Source organism: Lutibacter sp., from assembly GCF_016342705.1.
Lineage (GTDB): Bacteria > Bacteroidota > Bacteroidia > Flavobacteriales > Flavobacteriaceae > Lutibacter.
Window position 1 is genome coordinate 1 of the sequence record NZ_JAEINV010000005.1, and the last position, 24,773, is coordinate 24,773.

Genomic DNA, 24,773 nt, shown 5'->3' on the forward strand with positions numbered 1-24,773 from the left:
TATAAGTTCCTGGTTGTAAATTTGAAACTGTTAAACTATTGTTGGTAAAATTATAATTAGTTCCATTTATAGTTGCCACATACGGATGTGATGCTTGGCCTGTAATAACTATCTGACCATTGTTTTTGTTTGGACAGGTTTCACTGATGGCTGTAACTGAAAAGTTGGATGCAGGTAAACTAAAAATAGGGCAGCCTGTAGCGTTTACATTTATCCCTAACGGTGTGTTTGGACATAAATCAGATGAATTAAAAACCCCATCTTTATCATCATCATCACTTATTACAACAACTCCACAAACATCTAAGCTCCAACTATTAATCACTCCAATATCATCTGGCCCTTCATCTATTACTAATAATTGCCATTCACCATATGATTCTTCATTTAAAAATTTACTTAAACTTTCTTGAGGAATAAAAACCCCAGTAAATGGAGGCATACCTAAGTTTATAATATCAGTACCAGCATCGTCAAAAGTTGTATTATCAAAACCATCCCCTTCATCTCCAACATTTGCAGCCAATAAAACTGTTGTTCCTTTTGGACTTATTAATTTTAATGTTAAGTCACCAACCCAAGGATGTGTAATATTAACTGTTAAAATAAGATCTGTAATAATTTTATTCTGAGTAATACTTATTTTTGAACTGATCCCAACAATTGAATTATCGGGAATATTAATTGGAGTATCTGTAGAATTTATTGAATTGCAAACTTCATCAGCTGTTGTAAAATTAAAAACTGTTGAGTAAGAACTTTCACCACAATCATTTTTACTTTTAACTCTCCAAAAATATTTAGTATTTAATTGTAACAGACTTGCGCTATATTTATTTTCAACTACCGTTGCAGATTCTAATATATTTGTAAATGTGTTATCTGTTGTAACTTCAACAATATATTCTAGCGCATTTATATCTGATTGCCACGATAAATTATATGGCTTTAAAACACTAATTGCATTGTTTTCTGGCAATATTAAATTTGGAGCAGAAATAACAGATGAAAAAGCATTTAAATTAACCGAAGTAGTTTTAACCTTCGCTGTTGTAGCAGAAGTTCCTGTAACCGAAATATTAAATTCACCAATATCTCCTATATCTAATCCACTAATTACCATTTCTACTGGTGTATTATTATTTTGCGCTTTTGTTGGATTAAATGTAACGGATGATCCAGCAGGTAAATTAGTTGCTGAAAAGGTTGTTTCTTCATTAAAACCTAAGAAAGTAGTATATGTGAAATTATAAGTTACATCATTTGGCAAACAAGACTTTTTTGAAAACTCCTGAAAATTCATTACAAACTCTGAAGTTTGAATTGCTATTTTACTTGCATTAATTGCATAAAAGATATTACCTACACTTTCAATTTTTATCCTTCCTTGCGCTGTTCCTACTAACGGAGCCACAATAACATGACTTCCATTATTATCAACGTTAGACGCTAAAACTGTTGGATATGTTAATCCTCCATCTGAAGAAAATAAAATATTTACTAGGCTACAATTTACAGGTGCATTATTTGTGTTAGCCACATTCCACGTAATTGTTTGAGATGTTCCCGCATCCCAAGTTACTGAAGTAGATTGTGAAGTAACTGCAAATGGACCCGCAGTTGCATCAAATGTAATTACATTTTCTTTACTTGCCGTTTGACCTCCTCCAACAAAATTATCTCTAACGTTTACACCAAATCGCATTGTTCTTGAAACTGAAGGTAAAACCTCCCAAGTACTTTGTAAATTTCCAGCTAATACAGTTGCCACATCTGGAAAATATCTTTTCGAAGAGGTAGATGGTTTTACAGATCGAAATGCAGGTCCAACTGTAGATGTTGAAACTAGGGGATGTACAGCTATTTCAGTGTCCAATTGCTCCCAAGTATACGTTAAATTATCACCATTCGCATCTGTTGCACTTGCATTTAAAACAAAAGGTGTAGAAACAGGAATAGTATAATTTTGAAGTGCTGCTATAACAGGTACACTATTTGAAGTTGCTGTTTGTACAGCACATGTACTATTTCCTGCTGAAATATTATTCCACATTTCTCTAATACTAACTAAATGAAAATAATCATCACTAGCATTTTGAACATTTTGAGGTGTACAAATTCCTGCATACGCCATAATTGTAGATCCACTTCCAGGCTCTACAGCTGTGCTATTATTTCTGTTGGTTCCACTACAATTTCCTGCATCGCCATTAAAAGTATGATGTGCCCCAAACTGATGCCCCATTTCGTGAGCTACATAATCAATATCATACGCATCACCAATTGGACTACCTGACCCTGTAATTCCCCTTGCTTTATTAGTAGTACAAGGCGAGTTTAATTGCGCTAAACCACCACCTCCGGTACTAAATGTATGTCCAATATCATAATTACTTATACCAATCCCTGCATTTATTTTTGTTTGACTTTCATCAATCAATTTATCACTATCATCATTTGTAAAACCATCAGTGGCTGCATCTAAAAAAATTATGTTCTTGTTAGTTGCTACTAAAACCATAGTTAAAGCCACATCCCTCTCAAAAATGCCATTCACTCTTGTCATAGTTGCTACTATAGCCGATAAAATTGCTGTTTTCTTTTCGTCGTCAGTTGCTGTTGCTAAAATCCCTTGATTTGTTAAGTGAAATTGCGAATATTCTCCTGTGGTTGCAATGGCCAACCTAAAGGTTCTTAATTTACCATCATTAGCGTTTTCAGCTTTAGCACTTACATCACTTGTATTGGTTTTAACATTTTGGTTTATTTCATCAAATTTACATTCAAAAGGATCTATGGCAGGTAAATTATTTTTTGAGTACACTACATAAGAGTTGTCATTTTTTGCTTCTGGATCTATATAAACTGTAGATTCTCCATCTTTTAAAATCATTCCATGTAAACCCATTGGAGTAACAGTAAATCGAATTAAAGCATTTGAATTATGTATTCCCTTTCCTACATAAGATCTTATTGAAGGATTTTCTTTTTGAAGTTTTTCATCCATTATTGAAGCTTCAACAACAGTGTATTGTTCTAAAATACCTTCAGCATTTGGAAAACTAATTGTAACTCCATTGGAAATCTGGCTTCCTTTTCTTTGCGGTATATTTTTAAGTTTACTTTTTAATAAATCAACATTTAAACTGAACTCATTAAACTTTGTTGGAATGGTTTTTCTAATATATTTTTTCGAACTATTTTTTTTAGAGTTCCCGCCCTTTTTCCATAATTCATCAGCATTTTGCCCAGAAACTGCGACACTTAAAAAAAACAATAAAACAACACTACAAATAGTATTTAACTTCAAATTACTCATATAAACCTAATTTTAGGGGTATTTAAGACAACAAATATATCATTAATAAATAGTTTGAATACAACTTTTGTACCATTATATTGTAGTTAATATTTCACATTGCAATAAAAAAAGTACTTTTGCACACTAATTTCACTTGTTATTATTTTGAAGATATTTAAAAATATATCTACCTACAAATCCACAAATAAATCATTTGTTACCATTGGAACTTTTGATGGTGTTCATTTAGGGCATCAAAAAGTGATACAAGATTTAGTTGAAAGTGCTAAAAAAAATAATGCAACATCTGTATTACTTACTTTTTTTCCACATCCCAGAATGGTGCTTCAAAAAAATGCAACAATTAAATTAATAAATACTATTGAAGAACGTATTAAATTACTTGATAACATTGGGCTTGATGCTATAATTATTCACAAATTTTCTGATGAATTTGCAAATTTAACAGCCTTTGAATTTGTCAAAAATATTTTAGTAGACAAACTGAAGATTTCTAGATTAGTAATTGGCTACGATCATCATTTTGGGAAAGACAGAACTGGAAATTTCACTTCTTTACAAAAATTTGGTACTGAATTTAACTTCACACTTAAAGAAATTTCACAACAAGATATTAGCAATAGTACCGTTAGTTCTACCAAAATTAGAGCCGCTATAGAAAAAGGAGAAATAGAAAAAGCAAACAGCTATTTAGGGTATAATTTTATGTTAACTGGCAGTGTTGTAAAAGGTAAAAACTTAGGTGAAAAAATAGGGTTTCCAACAGCAAATATTCATATAAAAGAAACTTACAAATTAATTCCTAAAACAGGTGCTTACATTGTAAAATCTACTATTGAAAATAGCGTTGTTTTTGGCATGATGAATATTGGCTACAGACCAACTGTCAGTGGTAAAAACCAAACTATTGAAATCAATTTTTTTGAGTTACATAAAGATTTATACAATCAAATTTTAACAATTGAAGTGTTACATTTTTTACGGGATGAAATTAAATTTAACTCCATTGAGAAATTAACAATTCAGCTTAAAAAAGATAAACAAAAATCGTTAGAAATCATTCGTGGCACTTTTTTTGAAACTAATTAAGTGAAATTCATTCTTATGAAAAAAAACATCTTTTTAACACTTATTCTTTTTGCAACATTAAGTTCTTGCAAAAGTTTTAACTTTCAAATAAACGAACCGATAATGATAGATTCTTTAGATTGTCCAGAAAATGGAACGTGTAATTTAGAACTTCTTCCGAATAAATCTATTGAATTTAAATCGGATGAATTTGGGAATTTATATCCGGTTATTTCAGATGGAGATAAAACACTCTTTCAATATACTTTTCAAAAAAATCCTTTAAAAAATACCGAAGACAGCAATTATACCGAAATTATCTATGCCGAATTACCTTCTGAAATTACAGAAGTTTCAATAACTAATGAAGAACTTCAAAATGTAAAACTTTATTTTGGAAGATTGTGTTACTGCAAAGGTGCTACAGGTTATTACGCTATAAAAAATGGTGAATTTAAAATTTCAAAAGCATCAAAAGATAGCATTACTTTTAAGGTAGATTTTAAAATAACCGAAGTTCCTCAAATTATTTCAACAATACACCAAACGGTTTCTTTAAAATGATTTGAAACTAAATAGTTACTATTAGCAGCATTTTCTTAAATTTGCGCATCATTTAAAGGAAAAAAACAATGTTACAAGTAGCTTTTATTAGAGAAAACAAAGAAATTGTTTTAAAAGGTTTAGCCAAAAGAAATTTTAAAAACGCTGAAGAATTAGTTGATAAAACTATTGCTGCAGATGAAGAACGTAGAGCAATTCAAACAGAATTGGATGCAATGCTTGCCGAATCTAATAAATTATCGAAAGATATAGGAATGCTTTTCAAATCTGGAGAAACTCAAAAAGCTGATATTTTAAAGAAAAAAACAGTTCAATTAAAAGATAAATCGAAAGATTTAACTGAAAGTCTTCAAAATAAAGCGAATGAATTACAAGAATTACTGTATTTAATTCCGAACATTCCAAATGAAATTGTTCCGAATGGCGTTTCTGCGGATGATAATTTAACTGTTTTTCAAGAAGGTAAAATTCCGGTGTTACACAAAGATGCTTTACCACATTGGGAATTAGCAAAAAAATATGATATTATAGATTTTGAACTTGGAAATAAAATTGCTGGTGCCGGATTCCCAGTTTATAAAGGTAAAGGTGCAAAATTACAACGCGCTTTAATCAACTATTTTTTAGATAAAAATACTGCTGCGGGTTACGATGAAGTTCAGGTGCCGCATTTGGTAAACGAAGCTTCTGGATTTGGAACAGGTCAATTGCCAGATAAAGAAGGGCAAATGTACCACGATGCACAAGATAATTTATATTTAATTCCTACTGCTGAAGTTCCAGTAACTAATATTTTTAGAGATGTAATTTTAAAAGAAGATGAATTTCCTATCTGCAAAACTGCTTACACTCCTTGTTTTAGACGTGAAGCTGGTTCTTATGGAGCACACGTTAGAGGCTTAAACAGATTGCACCAATTTGATAAAGTTGAAATTGTACGAATTGAACACCCAAACAATTCTTATAAAGCTTTAGACTCCATGGTTAACCACGTAAAAAGTATTTTACAAGAATTAAACATGCCATATAGAATTTTACGCTTATGTGGTGGAGATATGGGCTTTACATCAGCCTTAACATATGATTTTGAAGTATTTTCAACAGCACAAGATCGTTGGTTAGAAATAAGTTCAGTATCTAATTTTGAGAATTTTCAAGCAAATCGCTTAAAACTTCGTTTTAAAAATAGTGAAGGCAAAAGCGAATTAGCACATACTTTAAACGGAAGTTCTTTGGCATTACCACGCGTTTTAGCTGGTTTATTAGAAAACTGCCAAACACCTGAAGGTATAAAAATACCTAAAGTTTTAGTGCCTTATTGTGGATTTGATTTAATTAATTAGACTGAACAGCTATTAATAATTTTTTATAATAGTTCATTTCAATTAACGCATCAAAATATGCATTGATTTGACCTTTTTTCATAAATTTTATAGCTTTCTTTTTTGCTGTTTCGTAGTGTTTGATTAAGTCGTTCATTTTAATAAAATTTAGTTGTTTTATATTGTTAAGACAATTTCCGTGCCAAAATGTAACAGCGCCTAGTTCAAAATAACTTGTATTTATAAAAACTTTAACACTTGTTTGTGCTATATTTGATTGATAAACTATAGATAATGCGCTATTTATTTTTCATATTTTTTTGTTGTTTTTCTCTGCAATTTCAAGCACAGGAACAACAATTAGCATTTCAATATTTACGAAATGGTGACTATGAAAAAGCAGCAGCATTATACAAACCTTTACACGAAGAAAACCCTTACAATTCTATTTATTTAAACTATTTAATTGACTGTTATCAACAATTACAACAATTTGATACTGCTAATGAAGTTATAACTAAACAAATTAATACTTTAAAAAATCAGCAATATTTATTTATTGAAATTGGTTACAATTATCAATTACAATATTTACCAGAAAAGGCAGAGGAATTTTACAAAAAAGCGCTTAACGCAATAAATGAAACTCCAAATTTAGGTTACATTGTAGGTAAAACATTTCAAGATAATCATTTGTTAGATTATGCCCTATTAGCTTATAAAAAAACGATGGAATTAATTCCAAAAGCAAACTACAATTTTCAAATTGCTTTAATTTATGGTGAAAAAGGTGAAATTGAAAATATGTTTAATACATATTTAGATATGATTTTAATTAATGATACGTATTTACCTACTTCAAAAAGTTATATGGGAAGGTTTATAACAGATGATTCAGAAAATGAAAATAATCTTATACTTAAAAAAATATTAATAAAACGTCTTCAAAACAATCCCATAACAAGTTGGAATCAATTATTAAGTTGGCTTTTTATGCAGCAAAAAGAATATGAAAAAGCACTAATTCAAGAAAAAGCTATTTTTAAAAGAAATGAAGCTGGTTTAGAAAACATTATTGAAATTGGTAAAATTGCTTTTGAAAACAAATCTTACGAAGCTTCAAAAAATTGTTTCCATTTTGTATTGGAAAATATTTCAAATCTAGAAACAGAATTAACTGCAAAATTGTACTTACTAGAAATTGATATGAAAACAAACGCTTCAAATGAAAGCATTGAAAATCAGTTTCAACAATTATTTTTACAATATGGAAAAACTAAAAACACTATTGGAATACAAGCTATTTATGCCGAATTTTTAGCTTTCAAAAAGAATGAGCCTGAAAAAGGAATTGACGTACTTAAAGATGCTTTAAAAATACCTATTAATGAATTTCAAACTGGCTATTTAAAAACAAAATTGGCTGATATTTTAGTGTTTACTGGTAAATTTAATTCAGCTTTAATTTATTATACACAAGTTCAGAACGACCTAAAAAATCATACAATCGGACAAACTGCGCGTTTTAAAATTGCACAAACCTCTTATTTTAAAGGTGATTTTGAATGGGCACAATCGCAATTAAAAGTACTAAAAAACTCAACGTCGCAATTAATTTCGAACGATGCTTTAGACTTAAATTTGTTAATTACAGATAATGCCGTAAAAGACAGTTTAAAAATAGCTTTAAAAACCTATGCTAAAGCCGATTTATTAGCTTTTCAAAATAAAAACCAACAAGCAATTGATACTTTGCAAGTTATTTTAAACAACTATAAAGGTCACCCAATTGAAGACGAAGCTTTATTTAAACAAGCGCAACTTTTTGAAAAAACAAATCAGTTCTCAAGCGCTGAACAAAATTATTTAAAAATAATATCCATTAATAATGATGATATTTTAGCCGATGATGCGCATTATTTTTTAGCAGAATTGTACTTAAATAAATTACAAAATATAGAAAAAGCCAAAGAGTATTACCAAAAAATTATATTTGAATATCCATCTAGCATATTTTTAGTAGATGCTCGAAAAAAATTCAGAAATTTACGAGGAGACAACATTAATTAAAGCACCTCAAATTATAATAATATTAAATAAAAACACAAAAATGTACATATACAACGTAACAACTAATGTAGATGAATCTATTCACGATGAATGGCTTAATTGGATGAAATCAAAACATATTCCTGATATGTTAGCCACCGGTAAATTTACAGTTGCAAAAATGAATTTAGTTTTAATTGATGAAGAAATGGGTGGCTCAACATATGCAGTTCAATATTCAACGGATAGTATTGAAACACTTCATAAATATTACAAAGAAGATGCACCAAAATTACGCGATGAAGCCATGAATTTATTTAAGGATAAAATTGTTGCATTTAGAACTGAATTAAAAGTTATTAACGAACAATTTAGTACAAGTATAAACAACTAATTTTATGAGTGTAAAAGCAAAAAAACACCTAGGTCAACATTTTTTAACGGATGAATTAATTGCACAACAAATTGCAGATAGTTTAATAGGAACTAACTATAAAAATGTGTTGGAAATTGGTCCGGGAATGGGTGTTTTAACAAAATACTTGCTTAAAAAAGATTTTACAACGCACGTTATTGAAATTGATACCGAATCGGTTGAATATTTAAAAGCACATTATTTAAATTTAGCTGAAAGAATAATTTCTAAAGATTTTTTAAAAATTAATATATCTGAATTTTTTGGTGAAGAACAAGTAGCTATTATTGGAAACTTTCCTTACAATATTTCAACACAAATTGTTTTTAAAACATTAGAAAACAGGCATCAAATTCCAGAATTTGCTGGAATGTTTCAAAAGGAAGTTGCTTTAAGAATTGCTGAAAAAGAAGGCAGCAAAGTATATGGGATTTTATCGGTTTTAACACAAGCTTTTTATGATGTTGAATATTTATTTACGGTTCCTCCAACGGTTTTTAATCCGCCTCCAAAAGTAGATTCTGGCGTAATTAGATTGGTGAGAAAAGAAAATTACACACTTCCTGTTGATGAAAAATTGTTTTACAAAGTGGTAAAAACAGCCTTTCAACAAAGAAGAAAAACCTTACGCAACAGTTTAAAAACTTTGAATTTATCGGATAATTTAAGAGAAGATACTATCTTTGCCAAACGCCCAGAGCAATTATCTGTTCAGGAATTTATCAATCTCACTTCAAAAATAGAGAACGATGCCATTTGAAATTACCAATGAATATATTCAACAAATTCAACAATTAATTGCTGAAGATAATGAAGATGCACTGCTAACACTGTTAGAAGAAGTGCATTATGCCGATATTGCTGAAATAATTGAAGAAATTGAATATTCTGAGGCTATTTACATCATTAAATTATTAGAAAGCGATGTAACTTCTGAAATTATTGCCGAATTAGATGAAGATACACGTGAAAATATTTTAAAAGGACTTTCATCAAAAGAAATTGCAGAAGAATTATCAGAACTAGATACCGATGATGCTGCCGATATTATTTCTGAACTTTCCGACAAGCAAATAAAAGAGGTAATTTCTCATATTGAAGATGAGGAGCACGCCAAAGACATCATTGAACTTTTAAGGTATGATGAAGATACTGCGGGAGGTTTAATGGCAAAAGAGTTAGTGAAAGTTAACGAAAACTGGAACGTACTAACTTGTGTAAAAGAAATGCGTGCGCAAGCAGAAGAAGTTTCTCGCGTACATTCAATCTATGTGGTAGATGATAACAATATTTTAAAAGGTCGTTTATCATTAAAAGATTTATTAACAACCTCAACAAAAACGGCCATAAAAGATGTTTTTATTAAAAAAGTAGACTCGGTAACTGTTAATGATGATGCGGAAGATGTTGCTAAAATTATGCAAAAATACGATTTAGAAGCAATTCCGGTTGTTGATGAATTAGGTCGTTTAGTTGGTAGAATTACTATTGATGATATTGTAGACGTAATAAAAGAAGAAGCCGAAAAAGATTACCAAATGGCCGCAGGTATTTCGCAAGATGTAGAAGCCGATGATACCATTTGGGAATTAACAAAAGCACGGTTACCTTGGTTAATTTTAGCATTGTTTGGTGGTTTTGTAAGTGTTTCCATTTTAGGCGGATTCGCAACTGCTATGATAAAATATAAAGAGCTTTTCTTTTTTACACCATTAATTGCAGCAATGGCTGGAAATGTAGGTGTGCAATCTTCAGCAATTATTTTACAAGGTTTAGCCAATGATAGTTTAAAAGGTTCTTGGTGGAAAAGGCTTATAAAAGAAGTTTCTTTAAGCTTATTAAATGGTTTTGTTCTTGCGGCACTTTTAATGTCAGCAGGAATGTTTTTTCTAGGTTTTGATATTAAAGTTGGACTTACCGTAGCTATTTCTTTAGTTTCCGTAATAATAATTGCCTCCATAATTGGAACTTTTGTTCCTATAATTTTAGATAAAAGAGGAATTGATCCTGCGTTAGCTACTGGTCCTTTTATTACTACCAGTAATGATATTTGTGGGATTTTAATCTACTTTTGGATTGCCAAATTAATTTTAGGCTTCTAAATTATTTGGGCATTTCACGCTGTGTCAGGCTTTTCACACTCGCTTTCTAATTGTTTTTCAACAATTAAAAGAGCTCAAACAAATGCTTCAATCCTTAATGCAAAACAACCTTTTAAAATTGCATTTTTTTAAACAAATCCCATAAAACAACACCAACACTCACCGAAATATTTAAAGAATGTTTGGTTCCCAATTGTGGAATTTCAACACAATAATCAGAAGCAGAAACTACTTTTTGCTGAACTCCTTTTACTTCATTTCCAAAAACTACCGCATATTTTTTATTCAATTCAATGCTAAAATTTTGCAACATCGTACTGTTTTCGGCCTGTTCAATAGATGCAACAATAACACCCTCTTTTTTTAACTTTTCAACCAAAGCCAAGGAATCTTCCACATATTCCCAATCAACAGATTCTGTTGCTCCCAAAGCCGTTTTATGAATGTCCTTATGTGGCGGTTGCGCCGTAATTCCACAGAGGTATATTTTTTCAATTAAAAAAGCATCACTAGTTCTAAAAACCGAACCAATATTGTTTAAACTTCTAATATTATCCAACACCACAATTAAAGGAATTTTAGTTGTTCCTTTAAATTCTTCAATAGTTGGCCTGCCTAATTCGCTATTTTTTAATTTTCTCATAAATTCGTTTATCTTTAAAACGGAATAATTAACTTCGCAAAACTAACTTAATTTCCTATAAAATTGGCAGCAAAAAAAGAGAAAGTCACACCATTAATGAAACAATACAACGCAATTAAGGTAAAATACCCTGATGCAATGTTGCTATTTAGAGTGGGCGATTTTTATGAAACTTTTGGAGAAGATGCAAAAAAGGCTTCTAAAGTTTTAGGAATTATTTTAACAAAACGTGGCGCAGGAAGTGAAACTGAAACTGCACTAGCTGGTTTTCCGCATCACTCCTTAAACACCTATTTACCAAAATTAGTAAAAGCAGGAATGCGTGTTGCTATTTGCGATCAGCTAGAAGACCCAAAAATGACGAAAACCATTGTAAAACGTGGTGTAACGGAATTGGTAACGCCAGGTGTTGCTTTAAATGATGAAGTATTACAATCCAACACCAATAATTTTTTAGCAGCTATTCACTTTGGAAAAAAACATTTAGGAGTTTCATTTTTAGATGTATCAACAGGGGAATTTTTAACGGCACAGGGGAATACAGAATATATAGATAAGTTGTTACAGAACTTTAACCCAAGTGAGGTTTTGGTTCAAAAACAATATAAAAATAAGTTTAAAGAACTTTTTGGTGATCGCTTTTATACTTTTTATTTAGAAGATTGGATTTTTCAGGAAACCTATGCGATGGAAACCTTAACCAATCATTTTAAAGTAAAAACGTTAAAAGGTTTTGGTGTTGATGAATTAAATGAAGGAATTATTTCATCAGGTGCCGTGCTATATTATTTATCCGAAACGCAACATAATAAACTGGAACATATTTCCGTAATTAACCGTATTTCTGAAGATAATTATGTGTGGATGGATCGTTTTACCATCCGTAATTTAGAATTGTACAATTCAACTTCGGTAAATGCAGTAACGCTTTTAGATGTTATTGATAAAACCATTTCGCCAATGGGCGGACGTTTATTAAAACGCTGGCTTGCATTGCCTTTAAAAGACATTAGCAGAATAAAAAAACGACACGATATTGTAAAATATTTAATAGATAATGATGACTTTTTTGAGTTAACAACCTTTCAAATTAAACAAATTAGTGATATTGAGCGTTTGGTTTCTAAAGTTGCAACCGGAAAAGTAAATCCGCGTGAAGTTGTATTGCTTAAAAATTCCTTAAATGCTATTATTCCAATAAAAGAAGCTGCTGAAAAAAGTGATAACGAAAGTTTAAAAATAATTGGCGAACAATTACAAAACTGCAATACGCTTCGTGAAAAAATAACAAAAACTTTAAACGAAGATGCACCAGTAAATATTAACAAAGGAGATGCAATTGCCGAAGGTGTTTCAAAAGAATTGGATGATTTAAGAGCTATTTCAACCAAAGGAAAAGATTATTTAGATGCTATGTTGGCTCGCGAAATTGAGCGTTCTGGAATTACATCATTAAAAATAGCATTTAATAATGTTTTTGGTTATTATATTGAAGTTAGAAACACACATAAAGATAAAGTACCTGCCGATTGGATTCGCAAACAAACTTTGGTAAGTGCTGAGCGTTATATTACTGAAGAATTAAAAGAATACGAAACCAAAATTTTAGGTGCAGAAGAAAAAATTGGGAAACTTGAAAGTGAATTATTTGCAGAGTTAATCAGTAATTTAATAGATTATATTCAACCAATACAATTAAACGCACAACTTATTGCGCAAATAGATTGTTTATGTTCCTTTGCGCAAATTGCCAAACAACACAATTATGTACGTCCACAATTGGATGAAAGCACCGATTTAGAAATAAAAAATGGTCGCCATCCTGTTATTGAAAAGCAATTACCCATTGGTGAAGAATACATTGCAAATGATGTTGTTTTAAATACGCATCAACAGCAAATTATTATGATTACAGGACCGAATATGAGTGGTAAATCGGCTATTTTACGTCAAACCGCTTTAATTGTTTTATTGGCGCAAATGGGAAGTTATGTTCCTGCTCAAAATGCTCGAATTGGAATAGTCGATAAAATTTTTACACGTGTTGGTGCCAGTGATAATATTTCTATGGGCGAATCTACTTTTATGGTAGAAATGAACGAAACTGCTAGTATTTTAAATAATATTTCGGACAGAAGTTTGGTGTTGTTAGATGAAATTGGACGCGGAACAAGCACATACGATGGAATTTCAATAGCTTGGGCAATTGCAGAATATTTACACGAACATCCTTCAAAAGCAAAAACATTATTTGCTACACATTACCACGAATTAAATGATATGACCAATACTTTTGATCGTATTAAAAACTTCAACGTTTCGGTAAAAGAATTAAAAGATAAAGTTATTTTCTTACGTAAATTAGTTCCTGGAGGAAGCGAACATAGTTTTGGTATTTATGTAGCTAAACTAGCAGGAATGCCGAGTTCTGTTATTCATAGAGCAACAAAAATGCTGAAGCAATTAGAAAAAAATCATACCAATTCAGAAGTAAAAGAAACATTAAAAAATGCCGCTGAAAATGATATGCAATTAAGCTTTTTTAAGTTAGACGATCCTTTATTGGAAAATATAAAGGAAGAAATACTATCAACAAATATTGACACGCTTACACCAATTGAAGCTTTAATGAAATTGAATGAAATAAAAAGAATGTTAGTAAAGAAATAGTTATTGCTTCTAAACAAGAAGCTATTTAATACAAACTTTCTTTAACATTTTTTTGACATATTTTTTAATTACCTTTGTTTATTCTAAAGTTTAAAAACATGTATTTATTTATTAGTGGTGCTGAAATATTTGTTGTTTTAATTATCGCTGTTATGTTATTTGGCGCTGATAAACTTCCCGAAATTGCTAGAGGATTAGGGCAAGGTATGAGACAAATAAAGGATGCAACAAATGATATTAAAAGAGAAATTCAGAATAGTGCTGAAAAACATAATATTGATGTTGACCTTGCTGCAAAAGTAAGAAATGAAATTAGTAAAGTAACTGATAATGTTGAGGATATAACACAACCCGTTAAAAAAATTAAAGACAAAATTATTGATGACATTACTGGGCCAATAAAAAGAAACTTGTAATATTGGATCTATTAAATTCGCTTATTAATTACGACAAAGAATTACTGCTTTTTCTGCATTCAAAAGGAGCTACTCCGTGGGATGAGTTTTGGATATTTATCACCAATCCTTTATATTGGATTCCTTTATTTTTTATATTATTTTATGTTGGTTTTAAAGCTTTTGGCTTTAAAAAAGCTATTATTATAGCAATATTTACAGCATTAAGTGCCGCTTTTTCTTTATTAATTGTACATTTTATAAAAAATTATGTAGAACGCCTTAGACCTATAAATGACTTGAGTGTTAATGAATCTATTAGGGTATTAATTGAAGCACACGATTTTAGTTTTGTTTCTGGCCATTCTACAGTATCATTCACGGTTGCTTTTTTAACATTTTGGATATTGAAAAAACACTACAAATTTGCTTCGCTTATATTTTTATTTCCAATATTATTTGCATACAGTAGACTATATTTAGCGGCTCACTATCCATTAGATATTTTATTTGGAATGCTTTTAGGTTTTAGTATTGCATTCTGTTTTTACAAAATATTAAATAAATTTTTCCTTAAAAATTAAACAGTTTTTACTCTACTAATTGTTAAACCATCTCTAATTGGCAATAAAACTGTTTCAATTCTTTTATCATTATTTAATAATTTATTGTAAGCTAATAATTCTAAAGTATCCATATCATTTGGCTTAACATCTTCAATTACTTTTCCGCTCCAAAGTACATTATCTGATAAAATAATACCTCCTGGATTCATTTTTTCAATAATTAATTGAAAATAATTACTGTAATTCACCTTGTCAGCATCTATAAATACCAAATCAAACTTTTTATTGATGGTTGGAATAATTTCTAACGCGTTCCCTATTTCTTGTTTAATTTGATTTTTATATTCTGAAGCATCAAAATATTTCTTGCAAATAGCTTCTAATTCCTCATTTTTATCAATGGTAATTAGCGTTCCATCTTTTTGTAAACCTTCAGCCAAACACAATGCAGAATAACCTGTATAGGTTCCTATTTCTAATATGCTTTTAGGATTTATTATTTTTGAAATTATAGATAAAATTCTTCCTTGATAAGCACCACTTAGCATTCTTGGATTTAATACCTTCTGCCAAGTTTCTTTATTTAATTGTTGTAAAAGCAGTGGTTCATTTTGAGAATGACTTACCACGTAATCGTCTAATTTTTCAGGTAAAAATTTCATTATTTTTATTTAAAAAAGTAAAAAGGCTATTTAAAAAGAATTGAAAACCATCATTCTGAACTTAATTCTTATAATCAACATACAAATAATCAACAATTATAAGTACCTCAACAAGGAAAGGTTGATGAAAATTTCACTTTTTAAATAGCCTTTTTTATATTATTATATTTAAATTTTTGTTTTCAATTCCTGCTCCATTTGCTTCTTTTCCTGCTCACACAAACACATTTTTTGCTTATTTAAATCGGTTTTATGTTTTTCAATACATTTAGTAATTATTCCATTTTGTTTGGAATAAAGACCGCATTTTTTACATAAAATTAAATGAATATTTAGTTTTATAATTTCCCAAAAAGATGCCTGCTTATATTGGCTTTTATCACAAATTGTGGTTGCTTCGTTACACGTTAATTTCATTTGTACTTTCTTTAATTTTTAAACCAATTATCTTCCATACATTTTCTGAGTTGTGTTCTGGCTCTGTGAATTATTACCCAAAGATTTGACGAAGTAATTTCTAACTCCTTACAAATATCATCTGTTTCAAGCTGTTCAATAGTTTTCATTCTAAATACCATTGCATATTTTTCTGGTAAGCCATTTATACATTTTTCCAATACAACACTTAACTCTTCATTCTCAATGTTTTTTTCTATTTCATTATTCCAAGATGATGGAACTCGCTCTTCAATCCAATCACCTTCTCTTTCGCCATCAGCATAAAAATTCATTTTAACTTCAGCTTTTCCTTTTGTTGAATTTATTTTTCGATAATAATCAATAATTTTTCTTTTTAAAATAGCAACCAACCAAGTTCTTTCGCTTGCCAACCCTTGAAAGTTATCCATCGCTTTTAACCCCGCAAAAAAAGTATCTTGTACTAAATCTTTTGCTAAATCATGATTGTTTATTCTACCTATAGTAAAATTGTACAAATAATCGGCGTGAAGTTTCACCCATTTATCAGGGCTCAATTGGTGTTTTTCTTTTGACATTCGTTAATATTACTTTTGTCTTAATTTATTTAGAGTTATTATAATTTATAGATTGAACTATTTATTAATTATAATTTTGATGCGTAAGTGCTTAAAAGTGCAAATAATTTTTTTCTGTCTATTGGTTTAGATAAATACTCATCAAATCCGTTTTTTAAGGCCGTTTCTTTATCTGATTCCATTGCAAAAGCAGAAAGTGCGATAATTGGTATATTTGGATTGAATTTTTTTATTTCATGCATAGCTTCAATACCATTCATAATTGGCATTTTTATGTCCATAAAAATCAGCCCAATATCTTTATTAGATTTTGCCAAATCAACAGCTTCCTGACCATTAAATGCCTCAAGAATATTTATTTTTGAGTTAGAAAAAAGCTCATTCATATAAAGCATATTATATTCCTCATCCTCTGCTATTAGAATTGTAAGTTCCATATTTTCGATTGGTATTTGTGTGGTTTTTTGTTCTACAACTGATATTATTGGCTTTGCCTTAGATTTTAAATAAGGAATTGTAAAATAAATTGATGTTCCTTTTTTGTTAGAGTCTATCCAAATTTGTCCACCAAATAATTCAACAAATTTTTTAGATATCGCTAAACCTAATCCTGTCCCTTTACTTTGTTTACTTAAATTTAAGTTTGCTTGCATAAATCTGTCAAAAATTACAGAATGCAATTCTTTATCTATACCAACTCCAGTATCTTTTACATAAAACAATAAAGTTTCATTATCTTTTAATTCATATCCAAATTCAACACCACCTTCTTCCGTAAATTTAAAAGAATTTGACAATAAATTTGTTAATATTTGATTCAATTTTGGACCATCTATTTCAATAAAACTTTTTGCACTATCTAAACCTTTGCTAACTTTTAAATTTAAGTTATGATCCTTTGCAATTTGCTTGTAAAACTCATGTAAATCATCAATTAAATGGTTAATATTTGTACTTTGATAATTTAATTTTACTACACCTGCCTCAATTTTAGAAATATCTAATATATCATTTACAATAGCAAGTAACCGCTTACTACTATTTACTACTATATTAGCATATTTTTTTCTATCAAAATTTGATAACTCCGGATTTAAAAATAATTCTGAAAACCCAATAATACCATTCATTGGTGTTCTAATTTCATGACTCATATTGGCTAAAAAAGAAGATTTCAGCTTATCAGATTCTTGGGCCTTTATCAATGCTTTTTTAAGTTCGTCTTCACTGTTTTTTCTTTGTATAGTTATACTTATTTGATCAGCAACAAATTCCAGTAATTGTAAATCATCTTGATGGTATGCATTAATATTACTGTAACTTTGAACAGCTATAGCGCCAATAATTTTATCTTGAATTTTTAGAGGTACTCCAACCCAAATTTCGGCTTCCTCACCCACTAAATCTACTATTCCAAGATCTATAAGTTGTTTATGTTGTTGGTTAGAAACCATTAACGGTTTTCCAGATTTTATTACATAACCTGTTAAACTTTTTTCAGCAGGAAACTCAATTAAGTCTTCCTTTTCATCAACCATTACTGGCATTTTTATCATATCTGTACTTTCTTCATAAAGCGCTATATAAAAATTGCTAGTGTCAATAATTTTATGAAGTTCTTCTTTAATAAATAAACTAAATTCATTAAAATCATCTATTGCAGATGCTCCTTTGGAAATATTATATAATACATTTTCAAGTTCCTCTTTCTTTACTCTATCTGAAATATCTATTACTACGGCATGTATAGTTGTTGAATTATCAATATCTTCTATTTTTGTTAAGGTTACTTCCGCCGGAAAAACCTCACCGTTTTTACGTTTATGATACCATTTAAATCTATTAAAACCTTTTTCAACGGCTATACTTATTACTTTTTCAGCTTTAATAAATGAGTTTCTTTCGTCCTTTTGAAATTCAGGCGATAGTTCTGATGGATGTAACTTTAATAAATCTTCTTTATTTTTAAAACCAAACATTTTTAAGGTTGCCTCATTACAATCTGAAAATAATCCGTTTTTAAGCACCATTACGGAGTCTACTGATTTTTCAAAAATATCTTTATACTTTTTTTCAGACTTTTCAAGAAGTTTTTTAGCTTTTACCCGCTCTGTAATGTCATCAACCATACAGGCAACTCCAATTGTGTTGTTTTTAGCATCTTTAAGAGTAACGCTATACCAATCGCAAGTTATTATTTTACCGCTTTTTGTAATATTTTGGTTTGTATGCCTGAATCTATCACTTTCAATTAATGAGGTTTCTCTTATAGTTTTCATTTCATTTAACAAATGCGGTGGCGTTAGTAAATCTTTATTAGATTTCCCTTTTACCTCTGCTGAAGAATATCCAAAAATACGTTCTGCTGCATCATTCCATTCAATAATATTAAAATCTAAATCCCAAATTATGGATGCCAAAGGAGTATTATTGAATAAGTGTTTTAATCGTTGACTACTTTCAAAAAGTAATTCTTCAGTTTTTTTTCGTTCAGTAACATCTTCGGCTAAAGATGCAATACCTGTAATATTACCATAAGAGTCTTTTAGTGTTACATTATACCAATCGCAAATAATTATTTTACCGTTTTTGGTTTTATTTTTATTGGTACTTCTATAACCTCCTTTGTCATTTATTAAATTTTCCCAAATAGCTTCTACTTTGGTAAATGTGTCTTTTAATAACAATAACTCATTCACATGCTTTCCAATTGCTTCAGCTGCTGTATAGCCAAATATTCTCTCCGCAGATGAATTCCACTCTAAAACATTAAAATTATAATCCCAAATTATAGATGCTAATGGAGTATTATTAAATTGCTCTTTTAATTGTTGGTTACTTTTAAAAAATAAATCTTCGGTGTTTTTTTGCTCCGTATAATCTTCAACTATCCCTTGAATATGAGTTATTTCATTCTGTTCATTTCTAATAACATCAATATTAGGTTTAATCCACTTTATAGTTTTATCTTTTGTATAAACTCTAAAAGGTTTAGGCTTTATAGTTATTAAATTACTTTTTATTAGTTTAAAAATTTCGTTTCGTATATAACTTAAATCTTCAGGGAATACTGTGTCATGTATTTTTACACTTCCATTTAAAAAATCTTCTTGACTATACCCAAATAATTTTTCGGCATTTTCTGAGGCAAAAACAACTGGAAAATCTCTTTCATTCTTACATAGAATAGCAACGGAAGAACTTTTATTTATAATATTATACGCTTCCCTAATTATGTTTTCATTATGTTTTTTTTCGGTTATTTCATGAAAAAACACCATCAAACCCTTTTTTGAAGGTATAATTCTATTTTCAAACCATCTATTCCAAGGTTTAAAATAGTTTTCAAAACTAATTGGTTTGTTTGTTTTTATTGCAATTTGAAAATTATCATAAAATATGTCACCTTCTTTTTCTGGATACTCTATCCAAATATTTTTACCCAACAAATAATCTACACTCCTACCTAATAAATCTGCTGCTCTTTGGTTTAAATAAACATAATTGGCATTTGAATCTAAAAGTATAAATCCTTCTTTTATACTTGAAATAGTATCTGACAACAAGTCTTTTGTTAAATTAATTTCATGTTCTGCTAAAACACTTTCTGTAACATCTTGCGCAATTCCAATTATTTTAACAATTTTACCATCCTCAACAATAACACTTCTTTTTTCGGTTAAATATTTTAACTTATTGTTGCTTGTAATAATTCTATAATTTAACTGCTGATTGGTGTTTTTTAATAAATGTTCTAACGAAAAATTACAAACCACCGCTCTATCATCTTCATGTATAAATGATTCAAAAAACGATAAAGAAGGCTCAATTGATTGTGGTTCAATTTCAACCATATTAAAAGCTTCATCAGACCAATGAGTTTCATTTGTTTTAAAATTATAAAACCAACTTCCTAATTTTGCAATGGACTGAGATTGTTTGTAGCGACTTTCGCTTTCCTTTAATTTATTTCTAATTTTTACCTTTTCAGTAATGTTTTCAATAGATATCACTACATTTTCAAGAGATGCTATACTGTCATTTGCTACTTTAAATCTTATTAAAATATCAAATTCTTCACCCTCAATTGTTTTGTTTACCGTTTCTAATTCCGTTTCCGTTCTACCTAACAAAACATCTACAATTAATTTTGCAAATCCTGCATTAGATTTTTCGGTAAAAACAATGTTTAAATTATTTAATAAGTCTTTTTTACTTTTGGCTTTATAGAGTTGTACGGCAGTTTTATTTACATCTTTAATAGTAACTAGTGAAGCTAATTCTGGTATAAGGTGAGGGTTTTTGTTTAATAAGTCTATTAAATTAGTATTATGTTCCTTCAGTTTATTTTCAATAAATAATTTAGCTTTTGAAAAATCTTCAATCCACAATGCAATTGGAGCATATTCAAAAAAATTAAAATAATTAAAGTTTAAACTCTCATCATTCGAACCATTAGTAATAATTCTTTCCTTCATTTTATTAATTTATGGGGTTTAAATTATAAATATACTAAATATTTGTAGGATTTTACTTGTTGAAAAACTTAAAGTTTAGGATTAAAATTCCTAATTATTTGTTGGTAGGGAAATTGTAAATGAAGAACCTTTTAAAATTTCACTTTTTACAGAAATTTTTCCTTCATGTTTTTTTACAATTTTTTGTGCAATTGGCAAGCCTAAACCAATACATTTTACTTTATCTTCTGAATAGGTATTAACAACGCTAAACTCATTAAAAATAAACGACAAATCCTTTTCTTCAAGCCCAATGCCATTATCCGATATGCTAATAATTAAATTAGGGTTTTCATGAACTATCTCAACTTCAATTTCTGTATTTTCTTTTGAATAGCGAATCGCATTATTCAATATATTTAAAATTGCAATTTCAAGTTCATTCTTATCAAACTTAAATTCAATAACAGCTAATGGTATATGCTTTTTTATACGAATGCTTTTTTTATTGGCTAAAACTTCTGCTTTTTCAATTACAGCATTTATAAAATTATTAAAATTATATGCTAAAAAAGTAAACTTTAAATCAGGTTGTTGATATCTCGCATATTCCGCCAGTTTATTCAAAAAATTCAAAGAAAACTCGGCCGAATTTTTAATAATTTCAATATGACTTTTTAGTTTATCTGGGTTGTAATTTGGTAATCCTTCCAAAATCATTTCTGAAAATGAGAACGACACACCAACTGGATTTTTTAAATTATGAATAAGCTTTTTAAAAATTAAATTATTTAGGTCAACTACCTCGTTTAATTCGTTGTTTTTATTCTTTAGTTTTAGGCTTAATTCAATAATTTTTTCTTCTAGTTCATCCGTGTAATATTGCAACTCTTTAATCTCTTTTTTCAAAATAACATATCTTTTTACGGTAAATTTAAATGTATTACAGTAATAATTCAAATTTTTATATAAATATTATAATTCTAGCGCATCAAAACCTATAAATTGAACATTCTTTTTATAGCAATGTTTTTTCATTACTTTTACCGTTACTTATAATAATACACAAAAAATGTCGACTGCAAAAAAAGACTATAAGAGAATTACTACCAAAAGTTTGGTGGAAATGAAAAAAAATGGTGAAAAAATTGCCATGCTAACAGCCTATGATTACACCATGGCAAAAATTTTAGACAATGCTGGTGTAGATATTCTTTTGGTTGGTGATTCTGCTTCAAATGTAATGGCTGGTCATGAAACAACTTTACCAATTACTTTAGATCAAATGATTTACCACGCAAGCTCTGTAATTAGAGCTATTGACCGCTGTTTGGTAGTGGTAGATTTACCTTTTGGAAGCTATCAAGGAAACTCACGTAGTGCGCTTGATTCTGCCATAAGAATTATGAAAGAATCTGGTGGACACGCAGTGAAACTAGAAGGTGGAAACGAAATTAGAGAATCTATTTCTCGTATTTTAACAGCCGGAATTCCTATAATGGGACATTTAGGTTTAACACCACAATCTATTTATAAATTTGGATCTTATACAGTAAGAGCAAAAGAAGAAGAAGAAGCTGAAAAATTAAAAGAAGACGCTTTGTTATTAGAAGAATTAGGTTGTTTTGCAATAGTATTAGAAAAAGTTCCAGCAAAATTAGCCAAAGAAGTTGCAGAAAGTATTTCAATTCCTGTAATTGGAATTGGCGCAGGAAATGGTGTTGACGGTCAAGTATTAGTAACACACGATATGTTGGGAATGACACATGAATTTCACCCACGTTTTTTACGTCGTTATTTAGATTTATATTCTGAAATGACAACAGCCTTTGAAAATTACGTTACCGATGTAAAAAGCAGTGATTTCCCTAACGATAATGAACAATATTAAATGAAAATACTTCTTATAGATACCAATCATAGTATTTTAAAAGCTGGTTTAGAAAAATTAGGCTGTATTTGTGACGAAGATTATACTTCTTCAAAAGAAAAAATTGAAGAAAAAATAAGCAATTATAACGGTATTGTAATAAGAAGTAGATTTGATATAGATCAACATTTTATAAATAAAGCCACCAACCTTAAATTTATTGCTCGTGTTGGTGCAGGGATTGAAAGTATTGATGTTGATTATGCCAAAACAAAAGGAATTCATTTAATTTCATCTCCAGAAGGAAATAGAAATGCTGTTGGAGAACACGCACTTGGAATGATTTTATCTTTATTCAACAATATTAAAAAAGCCGATTTAGAAATCCGTCAAGGGAAATGGTTACGTGAAGCAAACAGAGGAATTGAACTAGAAGGCAAAACAGTTGGAATTATAGGTTACGGAAACATGGGAAAAGCCTTTGCCAAAAAACTAAAAGGTTTTGATGTTGAAGTTATTTGTTATGATATAAAAGAAGGTGTTGGTGATGAAAATTGCAAACAAGTAACATTGACTGAATTACAAGAGAAAGCAACTGTTTTAAGTTTGCACACACCATTTAATGAATTATCTTATAAAATGGTAAATACTAGTTTTATTTCAAAATTCAAAAAACCATTTTATTTAATAAACACTGCTAGAGGATCTGCCGTTGTAACAAATGACTTAGTTGAAGCACTTATAAATAAAAAAGTGTTAGGCGCTTGTTTAGATGTGTTGGAATACGAAAAATTATCTTTTGAAAATTTATTTGAAAACGATATTTTACCGGAAGCGTTCAGCTATTTAATAAAAGCTGATAATGTATTATTATCGCCACATATTGCTGGTTGGACAGTGGAATCTAAAGTTAAATTAGCCCAAGTAATTGTTGATAAAGTGCAAACTACTTTTTTTGAAGAAAATAGTATTGAAGAAAAAACAACAACTAAAAGAGTTACCGGAATTGGTGGATTATTTTTTAAAACCGAAAATCCAACTGAATTAAAAGAATGGTATAAAAAACATTTAGACTTTAATGTAGATGATTACGGATGTACTTTTTGGTGGAAAAACAACAATAACAAACCCGCAAGTACGCAATGGAGTCCTTTTAAAAGTGACACCACTTATTTTTCTCCTTCAAAAAAAGACTTTATGTTTAACTATAGAGTTGAAAATTTAGTAGATTTATTAGTGCAATTAAAAAATGAAGGCGTCACCATTGTTGGAGAAATGGAAGCATACGAATACGGTAAATTTGGTTGGATTTTAGACCCTGAAGGTAATAAAATTGAACTTTGGGAGCCAATTGATAGTGCTTTTTTATAAAAAAATTAATTAAAACAATAAAAAATGGATGTAATTGATGAAAAAGGAAACGTAATTCCAAAAAGCAGTGAAGAAAGTAAAAGAGTATTGGCGGGAATTTTAGCTATTTTACTTGGTACCTTAGGTGTTCATAAATTTGTACTGGGATACACAAAAGAAGGTATTATTCAACTTATAATATCGGTATTCAGCTGCGGAACATTAGGAATAATTGGTTTTATTGAAGGAATAATTTACCTAACAAAATCTGATGAGGAATTTATTTATATGTACCAAACCAATAAAAAAGGCTGGTTTTAAAT

Annotated in this window: 20 protein-coding genes and 1 pseudogene; 13 read left to right on the top strand and 8 right to left on the bottom strand. The window is 29.5% G+C overall.

The window, feature by feature from the left end:
- Nucleotides 1–3,319 (bottom strand): reprolysin-like metallopeptidase (locus JEY78_RS05885; RefSeq protein WP_291847971.1); only part of this gene is annotated, 3,319 nt, incomplete at its 3' end.
- A 147-nt stretch (nt 3,320–3,466) separates the two neighbouring features.
- Here JEY78_RS05885 and JEY78_RS05890 point away from each other — a divergent pair.
- From JEY78_RS05890 to serS, 3 genes are all read left to right on the top strand, one after another.
- Nucleotides 3,467–4,411 carry a bifunctional riboflavin kinase/FAD synthetase gene (locus JEY78_RS05890; protein ID WP_291847974.1) on the top strand — a complete coding sequence of 315 codons (945 nt, stop codon included), beginning with the start codon at nt 3,467–3,469 and terminating at the stop codon, nt 4,409–4,411.
- A gap of 15 nt (nt 4,412–4,426) precedes the next feature.
- A complete protein-coding gene (locus JEY78_RS05895; protein WP_291847977.1) occupies nt 4,427–4,954 on the top strand; it encodes a hypothetical protein in 528 nt (175 codons plus the stop codon).
- A 68-nt stretch (nt 4,955–5,022) separates the two neighbouring features.
- Nucleotides 5,023–6,297 (top strand): serine--tRNA ligase, encoded by a 1,275-nt coding sequence (gene serS, locus JEY78_RS05900; RefSeq protein WP_291847980.1) that lies wholly within the window; start codon nt 5,023–5,025, stop codon nt 6,295–6,297.
- On the opposite strand, the gene JEY78_RS05905 is transcribed toward serS, so the two are convergent.
- Nucleotides 6,290–6,433, bottom strand: coding sequence for a hypothetical protein (locus JEY78_RS05905; protein ID WP_291847983.1), 144 nt, complete (start codon nt 6,431–6,433; stop codon nt 6,290–6,292). The two genes, serS and JEY78_RS05905, sit on opposite strands and share 8 nt — an antisense overlap.
- Before the next feature lie 137 nt (nt 6,434–6,570).
- Here JEY78_RS05905 and JEY78_RS05910 point away from each other — a divergent pair, with 137 nt between their 5' ends.
- Genes JEY78_RS05910 through mgtE form a run of 4 tightly spaced genes read left to right on the top strand, consistent with a single transcriptional unit; the run spans nt 6,571 to nt 10,842 of the window.
- Nucleotides 6,571–8,346, top strand: a complete 1,776-nt coding sequence (locus JEY78_RS05910; protein WP_291847985.1) for a tetratricopeptide repeat protein — start codon at nt 6,571–6,573, stop codon at nt 8,344–8,346.
- 40 nt (nt 8,347–8,386) lie between these two features.
- Nucleotides 8,387–8,719, top strand: coding sequence for a DUF4286 family protein (locus tag JEY78_RS05915; RefSeq protein WP_291847987.1), 333 nt, complete (start codon nt 8,387–8,389; stop codon nt 8,717–8,719).
- A gap of 4 nt (nt 8,720–8,723) precedes the next feature.
- Nucleotides 8,724–9,500 carry a 16S rRNA (adenine(1518)-N(6)/adenine(1519)-N(6))-dimethyltransferase RsmA gene (gene rsmA, locus JEY78_RS05920; protein ID WP_291847989.1) on the top strand — a complete coding sequence of 259 codons (777 nt, stop codon included), beginning with the start codon at nt 8,724–8,726 and terminating at the stop codon, nt 9,498–9,500.
- On the top strand, nt 9,490–10,842 hold the full coding sequence (gene mgtE / locus JEY78_RS05925; protein WP_291847991.1) for a magnesium transporter: 1,353 nt from the start codon (nt 9,490–9,492) through the stop codon (nt 10,840–10,842). The genes rsmA and mgtE overlap by 11 nt, the downstream gene beginning before the upstream one ends.
- A 112-nt stretch (nt 10,843–10,954) precedes the next feature.
- Here mgtE and JEY78_RS05930 read toward each other — a convergent pair whose 3' ends face one another.
- Nucleotides 10,955–11,485, bottom strand: coding sequence for an RNA methyltransferase (locus JEY78_RS05930; protein ID WP_291847994.1), 531 nt, complete (start codon nt 11,483–11,485; stop codon nt 10,955–10,957).
- 63 nt (nt 11,486–11,548) lie between these two features.
- On the opposite strand from JEY78_RS05930, the gene mutS reads away from it, so the two are divergent.
- From mutS to JEY78_RS05945, 3 genes are all read left to right on the top strand, one after another.
- Nucleotides 11,549–14,155 carry a DNA mismatch repair protein MutS gene (gene mutS, locus JEY78_RS05935; RefSeq protein ID WP_291847997.1) on the top strand — a complete coding sequence of 869 codons (2,607 nt, stop codon included), beginning with the start codon at nt 11,549–11,551 and terminating at the stop codon, nt 14,153–14,155.
- 98 nt (nt 14,156–14,253) lie between these two features.
- Entirely contained in the window at nt 14,254–14,571 is a 318-nt protein-coding gene (locus tag JEY78_RS05940; protein ID WP_291848000.1) for a twin-arginine translocase TatA/TatE family subunit, read from the top strand.
- A 2-nt stretch (nt 14,572–14,573) separates the two neighbouring features.
- Nucleotides 14,574–15,134 (top strand): phosphatase PAP2 family protein, encoded by a 561-nt coding sequence (locus JEY78_RS05945; RefSeq protein WP_291848002.1) that lies wholly within the window; start codon nt 14,574–14,576, stop codon nt 15,132–15,134.
- On the opposite strand, the gene JEY78_RS05950 is transcribed toward JEY78_RS05945, so the two are convergent.
- The 5 genes from JEY78_RS05950 to JEY78_RS05970 all read right to left on the bottom strand — a co-directional run bounded on the left by JEY78_RS05950 (nt 15,131) and on the right by JEY78_RS05970 (nt 22,139).
- Nucleotides 15,131–15,778, bottom strand: coding sequence for an O-methyltransferase (locus JEY78_RS05950; RefSeq protein WP_291848005.1), 648 nt, complete (start codon nt 15,776–15,778; stop codon nt 15,131–15,133). The two genes, JEY78_RS05945 and JEY78_RS05950, sit on opposite strands and share 4 nt — an antisense overlap.
- 168 nt (nt 15,779–15,946) lie before the next feature.
- Nucleotides 15,947–16,195, bottom strand: a complete 249-nt coding sequence (locus JEY78_RS05955; RefSeq protein ID WP_291848007.1) for a hypothetical protein — start codon at nt 16,193–16,195, stop codon at nt 15,947–15,949.
- A gap of 11 nt (nt 16,196–16,206) precedes the next feature.
- Nucleotides 16,207–16,773 (bottom strand): sigma-70 family RNA polymerase sigma factor, encoded by a 567-nt coding sequence (locus tag JEY78_RS05960; RefSeq protein WP_291848009.1) that lies wholly within the window; start codon nt 16,771–16,773, stop codon nt 16,207–16,209.
- Nucleotides 16,774–16,841: 68 nt separating this feature from the next.
- Entirely contained in the window at nt 16,842–21,251 is a 4,410-nt protein-coding gene (locus JEY78_RS05965) for a PAS domain S-box protein (RefSeq protein ID WP_291848011.1), read from the bottom strand.
- A 90-nt stretch (nt 21,252–21,341) separates the two neighbouring features.
- Nucleotides 21,342–22,139, bottom strand: a complete 798-nt coding sequence (locus JEY78_RS05970; RefSeq protein ID WP_291848013.1) for a HAMP domain-containing sensor histidine kinase — start codon at nt 22,137–22,139, stop codon at nt 21,342–21,344.
- Nucleotides 22,140–22,302: 163 nt separating this feature from the next.
- On the opposite strand from JEY78_RS05970, the gene panB reads away from it, so the two are divergent.
- The 3 genes and pseudogenes from panB to JEY78_RS05985 all read left to right on the top strand — a co-directional run bounded on the left by panB (nt 22,303) and on the right by JEY78_RS05985 (nt 24,771).
- Nucleotides 22,303–23,121, top strand: coding sequence for a 3-methyl-2-oxobutanoate hydroxymethyltransferase (gene panB / locus JEY78_RS05975; RefSeq protein ID WP_291848015.1), 819 nt, complete (start codon nt 22,303–22,305; stop codon nt 23,119–23,121).
- Nucleotides 23,122–24,045 (top strand): annotated as a pseudogene (locus JEY78_RS05980) (2-hydroxyacid dehydrogenase); the annotation flags it as partial.
- Nucleotides 24,046–24,495: 450 nt separating this feature from the next.
- Entirely contained in the window at nt 24,496–24,771 is a 276-nt protein-coding gene (locus JEY78_RS05985) for a TM2 domain-containing protein (protein ID WP_291848017.1), read from the top strand.
- Nucleotides 24,772–24,773: the final 2 nt, after the last annotated feature.